We start from the raw sequence: 12,391 nt of genomic DNA on the forward strand, positions 1-12,391 counted from the left end.
CCGGTGATGTTGTAGATGTAGACCTCGGACGAGCCGTCCTTGTGAAGGACGTTGTCCTTCATCAGCACGTTGTTCGTGTAGACCTTGTTGTCGGCACTGCCGTCCGCATTGGCCGTATAGACGCTGAGCTTGTAGCCCGTCGCCGTGTCAAAGGTCGTCGTCGTCGTGGCGGTCGACGTGACGACTACTTCGGAGCTCTGAACCCCCGTGCTCGTGTAGTAGTCGTAGACCTTCGAGCCATCCGAGTTGTAGGCCGCCTTGTACTGGTAGCTGCCGTCGGCATGGAACCGCTCGATCAACGTCACCTTGCCGCTCGCGTCGATCACCTGATGGGTCGTCGTATAGGACTGGCCGGTGATGTTGTAGGCGTAGGCCTCAGACGAGCCGTCCGCGTGAAGGACGTTGTCCTTCATCAGCACGCCGTTCGCATAGACCTTGTTGTCGGCGCTACCGTCCGCATTGGCCGTATAGACGCTGAGCTTGTATCCGGTCGAGGTGTCATAGGTCGTCGTGACCGTGCTCGAAGAGGTCACGCTGACTTCCATGCTTAGCGCACCGGTGCTGCTGTAGTAGTCGTAAAGCTTGGAACCGTCGCTGTTGTATGCAGCCTTGTACTGATAGCTTCCGTCGGCGTGGAAGCGCTCGATAAGCGTGACATTGCCGCTCGCGTCGTAGGCAGTGTGCTGCGACGTGTAGGATTGGCCGGTGATGCCGTAGTGATAATAGTCGAGCCGTCCGTCGGCCTGCGTAATGCTCTTCGAGACGACGGCGCCGCTGTCGTCGAAGCCCCAAACGATGGTCTCGGTCAGGGAACCACTGGCGTCAAAATCCTGTTCCTTGGTCCAGCCGACGCCGCTCCAGGTGACGGAAAAGGAATAGCCACCGTCGATCTTCGACAGCAGATTGCCGTAGTGGGCAATGACGTACTCCATGGTCTGGGTCGACGAGACGGCGAGAACATGCGTGTCGCTCAACGTCACCTTGTCCAGCCCGGTTGCGCTCACCAGAGTGTCCATCTGGGCGACGAACTGGGCAGATGTCATCGTGAGAGCGCTATCCACCGTCGTCCCGGCTTCGGCGACCGGGTAAGTCGCACCGACCTCGATGACCAACGGATGATCGCTGACGCCGATCTGGATCTTGTCCGTGTTGTAATACACCGCGATCGGGTCCGTACCCTGCAGCGGGTCATAAACGTAAATGGTGCTTTGCACCTGCCCGAGCTGAACGGTAACGGACGTGACCGGCGTCGTGATTTCGGTCTGGGTCGCACTGTCCCATACGCGCGTATCGGCCCATACGACGAGGTCGCTGACGCCGCCTGACTTGTTCATCAGCATCGTATGCGTGTTGCTGGGCGCGTTGGAAAGCGTGTAGCTCAGATCCGAGCCGGTATGAGCGCTGCCGTTGTCACCGTGGCTCAAGATGGTCGTCAGATTGTGGACTGCGACAGCGGCTTCCTTCGGCGTTCCGTCAACGTTGAAAAGACCGAAATGGGCTTCCTTGTCGCCTCGAGACGCCGAGGATGGCGAGTCGAACAGTTCGTAAATATAGGTGGCGGAAGATCCGTTTTCATAGGCCAGGAGCAGATTGGAGAGGACAAGCTTCGCCTGCGCGTCCTCATTCGCGCCGATGCCCATGACGCTCGACAAGGTCGTATAGCCGGTCTCCGTCACGATGACCGGATCGTTCGTCGAAATGTTCTGCGCCAGACGGAGGTCGTCTTCGATCTGAGCGTCGGCGAGCGCGCCGGTCTGTATGTAGACGTGTGCATTCGCCGCGTCCGAATAGGCGCTCATGTCGCCAACCACGGCGTTCGTCGCGTCGGTCTGGTATCCGATGCTGAAGTTGACGACGGTGACGCCGCTGAGAACGCCGTTAGCTTTCACGGCGGCATAGAGAGCCTCCTGAAACGCCGCCGCGCCTTCAAGCGAGGTCAGACCGTTATAGGAAAAATCGTTCAGATTGGCTTCATTGATGCCTTCGATAGACAACAGAGCGCCGGGGTGCTCCGTCTTGAACTGCGCAAGAGAAGCGACGTAGCTCGCTAACCCGCTGCTGCCCGTCTCCGGCAGCGTGTAGGCCACGCGAAAATCGAAAGAGACACCCGCATTGGCAAGCGCGTCGATGACCGCATTCGCATGCCCATTTGCGTTGTAGGAGTCACGAACGTGACTGATGCCCAGATAGTCCAGGCTGTTGATGATCGAGCTGGAGTTTGTGTAGGCGTCGGTATAGGCGCCCGCATTGGTGTTGATACCGAGAGAATTCACAAAGCTCGAAGCAGTGGTAACCGTCGCGTTCGACATTTAGAGCGCCCCCATTTCCATGGAGCGCAGACTGGCAGTCACTCCTAAGAAAACCAACTTCAAGAAAGCTAAAATTGTCAGGCTTTCGCCTAAATTTTCAGCGGTTCGCGCACATCAGTGATGCTCCTTCAATCAAGTTCCACGGCGGAACAAAATCATCACGATTTCACATTCGCTCGCGCGCGCGATCGACGACGCTCGCCGCGCCGAAGCGACGGCACGTCGAGCGCGCTTCTGCGCAAGCAGCCTGATGATCTCAGCGATGTAGGGAACCAACCTTGCCCGCCGCCATTGGCGACATTCATCGCACGTCACTTTGCCCACAGAGTGATGATCCCGTGACACCGAAATGTCTTTGCGCTGGCGATGGCGAGGCGCGGCGCTCCTCGCGCGGCACGCGCAATCTGAGATTGTAGACCTCCGCGTCCGCGACGGCTCGCGCGTCGCGCGAGGCGATATCTATTTCCTACCTAAGATTGACCAGATGGTTGACATCAGATAGACAAGGCTGGCTCCGGAGCAGCACTGAACGGACATCGCGCGGCAAGGTGCACGGGCGCCGAAGCGGATGGTTGCATTCCCGGCGGAGGCGCCTTTGGCGCGGCGGTCGTCCTCTGGCCTAGCGCGGCAAGAGCCGGACCATCGGTTCCGGCAAAGAGCCGTGCCGCCGCTTGCTTCCAAATGCCCTCAAATGCCCGTCGTCCGAATAAAGCGACTGTGCGAACAAACATCCAGGCTGGCCGACAAAGACCTCCTGGGATCGTTCTTCGCCCCATTCGGAAGGCGGACGGTAGCAACGACGGAAGCCACTCTAAGCTTCGATGGTCCGTTGTGCTTCACATTTGATGGTGACGGGCGCCAATGATACCGTCGTCTCGGGAAACGACGGAACAGTTGATGTTCCCGCAGTTATACGACGGGTTAGGCGCTGCTCTGTTCCTTCGACCGACCAACGCTTTCATAAACAAAACCGGCCGCTTCCATCTCTTCAGGGCGGTAGATGTTGCGGAGATCGACGACGATGGGCTGCGCCATGGTCGCCTTCAGCCGGTCGAGATCGAGCGCGCGGAACTGCACCCATTCGGTGACGATGACGAGCGCATCGGCGCCTTCAGCGCAGGAATAGGCGTCCTCGCAATAAATGATGCTGGGCAGCTCGCCCTTCGCCTGCTCCATCCCGACGGGATCGAAGGCCTTGACCTTGGCGCCCATGTCGATCAGGCCGGTCACCAGCGGGATCGACGGCGCATCGCGCATGTCGTCGGTGTCGGGCTTGAAGGTGAGGCCGAGCACGGCGATGGTCTTGCCGCGCAGCGAGCCGCCGAGCGCCTGGCTCACTTTCCGCGCCATCGCACGCTTGCGGTTCTCGTTGACGGCGAGCACGGATTCGACGATGCGCAGGGACACGTCGTAGTCCTGCGCGATCTTGATCAGCGCCTTGGTGTCCTTCGGAAAGCACGAGCCGCCGAAGCCGGGACCTGCATGCAGGAACTTGGTGCCGATGCGGTTGTCCAGGCCAATGCCGCGCGCGACCTCCTGCACGTTGGCGCCGACCTTTTCGGAAAGGTCCGCGATCTCGTTGATGAAGGTGATCTTGGTCGCGAGGAACGCGTTGGCAGCGTATTTGATCATCTCGGCGGTGCGGCGCTCCGTGAACATCAGCGGCGCCTGGTTCAGCGATAGCGGGCGATAGATATCGCCCATCACCTTGCGGCCGCGCTCGTCGGAGGTGCCGACCACGACGCGATCGGGATACTTGAAGTCGCGGATCGCCGCGCCCTCGCGCAGGAATTCGGGGTTGGAGGCGACGACGACGTCCGCTTTCGGATTGGTCTCGCGGATGATGCGCTCGACCTCGTCGCCGGTGCCGACCGGCACGGTCGATTTCGTCACCACGACGGTGAAGCCCGACAGCGACTGCGCGATCTCTTTCGCGGCGGCATAGACGTAGGACAGATCGGCGTGACCATCGCCGCGGCGCGACGGCGTGCCGACCGCGATGAAGACGGCGTCGGCATCCGCCACCGGCTTGGACAGGTCGGTGGTGAAATCGAGCCGCTTGGCCTTGACGTTGCTTGCGACCAGCTCGTCGAGCCCGGGCTCGTAGATCGGGATCTCGCCGCGATGGAGTGCCGCGATCTTCTTCTCGTCCTTGTCGACGCAGGTGACGTCGTGACCGAAATCCGCAAAGCAGGCTCCGGACACCAGTCCCACATAGCCCGTTCCGATCATCGCGATTCGCATGAAAAACTCTTTCCGTTGACGACGGATGTTCCACTGAACACCCTAGACCAATTTTCTATCCGACCGCACGCCCAACATTAGGGCAGCCTGCATCACCTGCCGAACAAACCTTCACCGCCTTGCGCGAGGCAACGGCAGGCGCGCTGCACGTAACGATTAGCGTCCCGGTGCGGAACACGGCGTTGGGGGATCACACGCCGTGATACTTGCGATACCATTCGACGAAGCGGCCAAGGCCGTCCGCGATCGATGTCGAGGGCGAGAAACCGACGTCACGCTGGAGGGCGGAAATGTCGGCGCGCGTCTCCAGGACGTCGCCGGCCTGCATCGGCAGCAGCTTGCGGATCGCCGGCTTCCCGATGATCTTCTCCAGCGTCTCGACGAACTCGATCAGTTTGACCGACCTGTTGTTGCCGATGTTGTAGACGCGATATGGCGCATAGCTCGTCGAGTTTTCCGGCGCTTCCGCGTTCCACGCGGGATTCGGTGTCGCGGGCCGGTCGAGGGTGCGGATCACGCCTTCGACGATGTCGTCGACATAGGTGAAGTCGCGCCACATGTCGCCATTATTGAAAATCTTGATCGGCTCATTCGCGAAGATCGCGCGCGTGAACAGCCAGGCGGCCATGTCGGGCCGGCCCCACGGACCGTAGACGGTGAAGAAGCGCAGACCGGTCACCGGCAGCTTGTGAACATGCGCGAAGGTATGCGCCATCAGTTCGTTGGCCTTCTTGCTCGCGGCGTAAAGGCTGACCGGATGGTTCACCGAATGCTCGGTCGAATAGGGCAAGGTGCGGTTGGCGCCGTAGACGGAGCTCGACGAGGCGTAGACGAGATGCGCCACGCCATGACGCCGGCCGGCTTCGAGCACGGTGACAAAGCCGTCACAATTGGCGCGGATGCTGGTGATGGGATCGTCGATCGACGCACGCACACCGGGCTGCGCCGCCAGATGCACGACGCGATCGGGCCGCACATCCTGGAAGACCCGCGCCGTGGCTGCGAAATCGGCAAGATCCGTCTCATAGAATTTGAACCCGGGATGCTGCTGCAGCCGGTCAAGTCGCGCGCGCTTCAAAGCCGGATCATAATAGGCTGTCAGCGAATCGATACCGACGACATCCTCTCCGCGTGCGAGGAGGCGTTCAGATAGATGCATGCCGATAAAACCGGCAGCGCCAGTGACAATCACAGGAGCCATGATCAACTCGTCGCTTCGTCCTTACCGCACTGCAATGCCAGACTGATACGTCGGAAGCAAGGCTCGGATTTGCGGCAGTTTCATGCACAGCGCCCTCATCGGCGATAGATATGGCGCGCCGACGATCCATGCACGACGCCGGCTGACAGACGCTACAAGCGGGCAGGATTGCCGGGTTCGGCAAAGCACGCATGCGCAATGCGCAGCCCGCGGCTTTCGGCGAAGCGACGGAAGACGAGCCTCACCTCGATCGGGTCGTCGCACATGCCTTCGAGCAGCACCGTTTGGGTCGCCTGCGATGCGGCCTGATACATCAGAACGGCCGTCGGAAAGAGACGGGCGCCGATGATGTCGTCGAAATCAGCGCGTGTCTGTCGCTTGAGGTCCTCCGGCAGGAAGCCGTAGGCGCGCAACGCCAGCGGCGCGCGAAAAAGCTGAACCCAAATCTCATGCGGCCCGAGATGATAGGACTGGGTGAGATAGGAAACCGCAGTCGGGCCAAAGCCTGCGGCTCGAATCTCGACCCAGTACAACGCCAGCCAAGCGATCGATTCCGAGGGCGAGCATGCGAGCAGTTGTTTCGCCGAGCGCCTCACGTTCTGCAGACTCGCATCGAGCGAATCGACGCCGCCGGATTCGAGGTAATTGCTCAGGAGCCGCAGGTTGATCAGGAGCAGGTTGCGACGCTGCCTGGCGTCGCAAAATACGTCCGAGGCGTCCTCGTAGCGGGACGCAATACGTACGAGAACCTCATTGTCGTAATTCTCGCCGCGGCTCAAGCGCGCGGCGAGGTCCTGCAGCGTGGGGCGAAACGTATAGCTCGCAACCGACAGCAGCCAGGCCAGCGCCGTCGCAGCGACGACGACGTTGACAATGGCCCCATATACCGCAGACGGGCGGCGGGACCTCTGCTTGTTCTCAGGCCTGCTCGACGTAATAGTCGGAATAGTGCCGCCCCTTGTACGACTCGATGCGCTTCAGCGTTTTCGGATTGGCACGGTTCAGCACGATACCGACGATCTTGCCTCTGAACACCTCGAGGTCGACGATGGCCTCGTTCACCGCCGCGCGGCGGGTCTTGCCCCATTCAACCACGTAGACGATGGCGTCGACCAGATGTCCGACGGCCTTGGCATCCGTCACCGGAAGCACCGGAGCGAGGTCGACGAAGATATAGTCGTACTTCTTTCTCGCCACCTTGAGAAAATCCGACATCGACTGGGAGGACAGCAGATCGGCCGAGTTGACCAGCCGCGCCCGCACGACCGACGGCAGGAAATTGAGATTGGACTGCCGGTCGACCTGGATGTGGTGCTCGAACTGCGCGGGGTCGGCGAGGGCCTCGACCAGACCGGACTTGGCGCCGGGCGCGATCTTCCGCGTCAAGGACTGGGTGTGCAGATCGCCATCGATCAGCAACGTGCGATGCCCGGCGAGGGCAGCCAGATGAGCCAGGTTCGCGGCAACGGTCGTCTTGCCCTCCTTCGGGAGCGAAGAGACGACGGCAATGACGTTCGTTTCCCTGGTCAGGCGCGACAGATCGACGGCGGTCTTGATGTTGCGAAGCGTTTCGGCAAACCGCGAAAACGGATGTTCGAGCGCATATCGCGTCAGCGCCGCCCCGCGTATGTCCGACGACGAACCATCCGACGCTTCAGGACGAAGCTCCGGCAGGGTGCCAAGGCATTGCAGCGCCGTCTCGGTCTCGACCTCCGACGGAGTGCGCATGACTTCGGTCAGCATTTCCTTGCCGACGGCACCACCGAGGCCGAAGCACAGGCCTCCGATCAGCCCGCCCAGGAGCAGCAGGCCCGTCTTCGGCCAGCTCTTCTTGTCCGCCTTCTGAGCCGTGCTGATGATTCTGGCTTCGCTGATCGGGAAGCTCTGGTTCTGCGTCGCTTCCTGCAATTGCTGCAGGAAGTTGTTGTACAGCGTCCGATAGGTGTCGGCGGCGCTCTCCAGATTGCGCAGCTTCACCTGCGCCTGACTGGCGCTGCCGGATTGGCTCACGAGCTTGTTGAGATCCGATTCGAGCGAACTTTCCCTGCTGCGCGCGATCTCGTAGTCGCTCTTGTAGGCATCGGCGATGCGCTTGACCTCGTCCCTGATCGCCCGCCGCAGTTCCTGCATGCGGGAGGCTAGGTTGACCGACGCCTGGTGGTCCTTCCCGTACTTGCTCGACCAATCCGCATACTGGGCGGCGAGATCGAGATATTGCGCGCGTAGTCGCGTGATCACGGTGTTGCTGAGCGCGTCGGTCACGGTCGGCTGGGCGAGATCCTGGTCAGTGATCGCGTTGATTCGATCGAGCCGGGCCTTGGCTTCCGCGGTGCTGGCGCGCGCCTGGATCAGTTGCGTGTTGACGTCGGAGAGCTGCTGCTCGTTCATCAAGCCCTTGCTCGTACCGACGATGTTATTTTCGGCCTTGAAGGTCTGGACGGCCCGGTCGGCCTCCATCGCCTGCTGCTGCAGCTCGGCGCTTCGCCGTTGCAGCCACTCGCTCGCCCGTTTCGTAGACTGGTACTTGGCCTCGAGGACGCTGGTCATGTACGCATCCGCCAGGGCGTTCGCGATCTTCGCCGCCTTCTCGGGCACCGTCGACCGGAACGACATCGTCAGCACATAGGTGACGCCGACGCGCTCGACTTTCAGATTCTTCTTGAGGCTGGCGACCACCATCCGCTTCACGAAATCCTTGGATTCCGGCTCGCCGAGACCGAGCAGATTGGTGATTGCACCAACGACATAGGAGATCATGTCCCCCTGGACGTATTCGGGATCGCTGGTGAGGTTCAGGGAATCAACGACCGAGCGCACCAGGTCGTCGGACGTGAGAATTTCGACCTGGCTCTCGACGAAGCCGGGATCGATCAGCGTGCTGTTCGCGGCGTCGGTGGACTTGTTCAGAACCGCCTGACGGGTATCCACGAGGATGCTGACGGAGCTCGTGTAATAAGGAGTGGCCGTCAGCGCATACGCCACCACCACGGCCAGACAGAGACCCACGACGGAGGCGATCAACGGCCACTGCCGGCGCACAATGTCGAGCGTCCGCTCGAAGGTCAAAACGGCGGTATTTAGCGGTAACGACGAAGACTGTCCGGCGTCGAAGGTATTTCGCGGCTGATACATGCGTTACTATCGCGGCAATTCGAGAGGAAGCGGGACGGGGGCGAACGGATTGCCGACATCCATGTTCCATTCCCCCTCAAATAATGAACTGGATTGGGGGACCGGCTTGCTCTGTGCCGAAACCGGAACAGGCGCGTCGTTCTCAATCGACGCGTATCCAGCGCTCACCGATGAGTCCTGCAATTTTCGTACAAAATCGATAATGCTCTGCACAACCCTGGGCTCAATCGGGCCACAATGCTGCGCAGCTCGCGCCAAGCCACGCCCGATTGCCGACCGATTCGACGCCGGAGCCAGCGATACCAATTTCCCGATCTGCGGGAGCAAATCGGGATCAGTGGCCAAATACTCCGTAACCTTGCTCTCGATCTTGTTCTTGTCGTTCTTCGCGTACTTCAAGACATGCGCGGGATCGGCCGCAAAAAGACGAAGCTCGACAGGCGGAGTTCTGAGCAGCAACGGCAGGCAGTGTGCCGTTGCCGACGACACTCCAGCCAGCGTCAGGCACGCCACGGCCAAGAGTGATCGCGCCAAGATCGGAGCACGCGAATGAAGGCCCAGCAGGCGATTGCGGTCTCTACGAAGCACTTGGTCTCACCGTAGTTAATGGATTAGCCGCGGTTAGCGGATAAATACGGCAAGTCTTTGTGCATTGCAAAAGAAAACCGATCGGGACTCCTTACGACGTCCCTCACCTGCTTCCGAGTTCGGCAAAATCGCGATGATCTTGCTTGGCGATCGAAACCCAGACGCGAGGGTCCTCACCGGATTCCATCGACACCCATTGATAGCCCGCTCCCCGCCAATCGCGAACGCCCGACGCGAGGTTGTCCAGAATATAGTCACCGTCCTGCAACCGCGCGATCAACACGAGATGCCCTCCGGCGGGAGCAAAGACGACCGCCAGACGCAGGGCGCTCGCAGGCCACCCCTTGGCGAGAAGCAGATGGCGCTTGGTAATCGCATAGTCGTTGCAATCGCCCGACGACGGCGAGAGCGTCCAGCGCGCCAGCAGCGGATCAGTTGATTTCATCACAGGCGAGATCGCCTGATTCACGCTGGCATTGACCTCTTCGAGCGTCGAAAAAGCGGCATCCCGTGCCGGCAATTGCGCCTCAGGCGAGCTTTTCTCGCACTCGCGCGAATAGTTCATGCAGAACTTCACGAACTGCAATGGAGCCAGAACGTTCTGGGCCTCCTTCAGAAAGACGCCCTTGCTCATTCCTTGTTCAGCCGCAAGGCACGGCAACGAGGAACTCAGAACGAACAGGGCTGCAACCAGACGCTTCATCACCGCCTCCCGCGATACTCTTGATCGCTCGACGGTAGCCTCGAAAGTTCTCAACCCGATTGCGCAATTTCGTAAAATTGCACCTAAATGGCGTGCCCTCGTTCAGTTTGTCGGGCTGGTCTGCGCGAGCGGGTTGATCGAGGTGACTGAGGCCGCCGAGAAGAAGGTCGTCGTCGACGGAGGCGAGGCCGCGGTAAAAGTGGTGCTCACTGAAGTACTTACCGCGCCAGGGGACTGCACCGGAGCGGTGCCGCGCCCACCTCCAGCGATAGATTCGCCGTTGGGATCGGAGCCGGGAACGGCAGTCGTCGGAACATCGCCAGTGATGCTTACGAAAGACTGAATCAGGTCGCTGTTCTCGGTCTTCAGGACAGCTTCCTGGATCGCCATGGCGGTCGCCGGATGACTCAGCACGCAGGTCGATGCAGCAGTGCCCAGTCCGGCGCCAATCGCCCGGTTCTGCGCCGGGGAACTGGCGCTCGAGAGCGACCCAATGCCCTCCACCGTCTCAGGACGCATCGAGGCGAAATCTCGAATCGCCGCGGAAAGCCTGCCTTCTTCACCCTCGGGGATTCCATTCAACAGTCCAGCCGGATTGTCGAGAAACTGGGTTGCCTTTTCAGCGTTCACGCCTGCCGCAGCAGGCACGCAAGCAACGTCGACGGCCGTTGCAGCGTTGGATGTCGATGGTGCCAGCAGCAATGCAATCACCAACCCGGGTATCATGCGCATCTGGTAACCCCAATTCTTTCCACGAATAGACATTTTTCAGACATACAGGATTTTCGAGGAACCGCTCGATTATATTTAACGGATGGTAAACTGCCTAGGCTCTTTGCGGACGTCGTGTCGTCGATATCGATTGAGCCAAGCCGCAGCCGGAAATTGCCGCGAATACCACCGCAAATCCAGCGATTTGTAGCGAAAAATCGATACACGAATGCAACACTCCGAGCAGAAACACGGAAGCAGCCGTGGCTGGAATGTCTCGGTCACGAAGCCTTGAGAAAGCTCCCCAGAGCATCCGCCCCCAGAAGAAAGCGGCGATGGCGCAAATTGTCGCTCCCAGGGGAAGCCCGATCGAGATCATCATTTCCAGGGGCGTGCTGTGCACCTTGTCCCAGATGCCCTGACTGCCAAGACTTTCCGGGCGATAGGGCGGAAATGCAGTCTCGAAATTTCCGACGCCGATGCCGAACAATTCGTGCCCGCGCAGCATCTCGAGTGATGTCCGATAGACTTCGGCACGCTGACCGTCGGTCAGGCCGAACAGACCGACCCGACCGATCACATTCCCGCCAATCACAAGGAACCCCACGATGGTGGCGGCCGTGACGGCTCCCGCTCCCAGCCAGTAATGCCTGGATTGGAACCGAAGTTGCATGAGATGGAGATTGGCGAGGCAGGCGAGGCTTAACAGGGTCAACAGAACTCCGGCGCGAGAGCCGGTCATGCCGGTGGCGACGAGACATGTCAGAACGCCGACAGCAAGCGTGGCAGGATGGTCTGTGAACGAACTGTAATGGGGCCGACGCGCCAAAAGCAGAGCGTCCGACGCAATCGGCGCCAGACGGCCCAGGAACAAGACCGAGCAACTGCCCCAAAAAGCGGCAGCAGTGTTGCGGTTCACGAACGTTCCCGTCGCATACGGAAGGTAGTATTCCTTGCTCCTCCAGAGCAACGTGGTCGGCGCCAGGAGATGCGCGAGGATGCCATAGACCGCATAGGCAAATCCCGCATAGGCGATCGCTTTCAACACCTGCCGTGCCGCTTTTTCGTCGGTGGCAAGCAGATAGGCCCGCAAGAGCGCGAGTACAAAGAGCACGCAAGAACCGAATGCGATCCAGGGCACCGATGCCGTAGCGGAGATGCGGTTCGGCTCCGTGACCCCCGCGACATCCCTGGCAATTCGCCAGAAAGGATCGGCGAGCGCGTCGTTCACCCCCGGGGAGACCTGGAAAACCGTGAGTGCACACAATAACAGCAGGACCGCTCCCGTCGGTCCGATTACCCAGAGGTCCGAGCTGCAAACGCGGGAGAGGTTGGCGGTTAACAAGCTCGCGATCAGGAGCGCCGTCCAGATCCAGATCCAGATCAGATCGACCGACCCGAAGGGCAAAGGGGCCAATACGAAGGCTACAATCGCGATGAACCAAGATATACGATGCACTGAAATTTCTATCGGCAAGCTGCGGAATCGGCGATCACTTCATT

Annotated in this window: 8 protein-coding genes and 1 pseudogene; all 9 read right to left on the bottom strand. The window is 60.3% G+C overall.

Features of this window, described 5'->3' with window-relative positions; genetic code table 11:
- A pseudogene (locus tag A3M7_RS50195) lies at nt 1-2,309 on the bottom strand (RHS repeat protein); the annotation flags it as partial.
- Nucleotides 2,310-3,230: 921 nt separating this feature from the next.
- Nucleotides 3,231-4,553 carry a UDP-glucose/GDP-mannose dehydrogenase family protein gene (locus A3M7_RS0142635; RefSeq protein WP_027549379.1) on the bottom strand — a complete coding sequence of 441 codons (1,323 nt, stop codon included), beginning with the start codon at nt 4,551-4,553 and terminating at the stop codon, nt 3,231-3,233.
- 190 nt (nt 4,554-4,743) lie between these two features.
- The gene (locus tag A3M7_RS0142640; RefSeq protein WP_027549380.1) at nt 4,744-5,754 is read right to left on the bottom strand and encodes an NAD-dependent epimerase; all 1,011 of its coding nucleotides are present in this window, start codon (nt 5,752-5,754) and stop codon (nt 4,744-4,746) included.
- A 152-nt stretch (nt 5,755-5,906) separates the two neighbouring features.
- Nucleotides 5,907-6,533 (bottom strand): hypothetical protein, encoded by a 627-nt coding sequence (locus A3M7_RS45775; RefSeq protein ID WP_049824039.1) that lies wholly within the window; start codon nt 6,531-6,533, stop codon nt 5,907-5,909.
- Between the two features lie 139 nt (nt 6,534-6,672).
- Nucleotides 6,673-8,886: a polysaccharide biosynthesis tyrosine autokinase gene (locus A3M7_RS0142650; protein WP_027549381.1), complete on the bottom strand. Its 2,214-nt coding sequence runs from the start codon at nt 8,884-8,886 to the stop codon at nt 6,673-6,675.
- 6 nt (nt 8,887-8,892) lie between these two features.
- A complete protein-coding gene (locus tag A3M7_RS0142655; protein ID WP_210164313.1) occupies nt 8,893-9,420 on the bottom strand; it encodes a hypothetical protein in 528 nt (175 codons plus the stop codon).
- Between the two features lie 157 nt (nt 9,421-9,577).
- On the bottom strand, nt 9,578-10,177 hold the full coding sequence (locus tag A3M7_RS45780; RefSeq protein ID WP_084303032.1) for a transglutaminase-like cysteine peptidase: 600 nt from the start codon (nt 10,175-10,177) through the stop codon (nt 9,578-9,580).
- Nucleotides 10,178-10,279: 102 nt separating this feature from the next.
- Nucleotides 10,280-10,909, bottom strand: a complete 630-nt coding sequence (locus A3M7_RS0142665) for a hypothetical protein (RefSeq protein ID WP_156937137.1) — start codon at nt 10,907-10,909, stop codon at nt 10,280-10,282.
- Between the two features lie 94 nt (nt 10,910-11,003).
- A complete protein-coding gene (locus tag A3M7_RS0142670) occupies nt 11,004-12,365 on the bottom strand; it encodes an O-antigen ligase (protein ID WP_027549384.1) in 1,362 nt (453 codons plus the stop codon).
- Between the last annotated feature and the right edge of the window lie 26 nt (nt 12,366-12,391).

Origin of the sequence: Bradyrhizobium sp. WSM2254, from assembly GCF_000472645.1 — a bacterium.
GTDB lineage: Bacteria > Pseudomonadota > Alphaproteobacteria > Rhizobiales > Xanthobacteraceae > Bradyrhizobium > Bradyrhizobium niftali.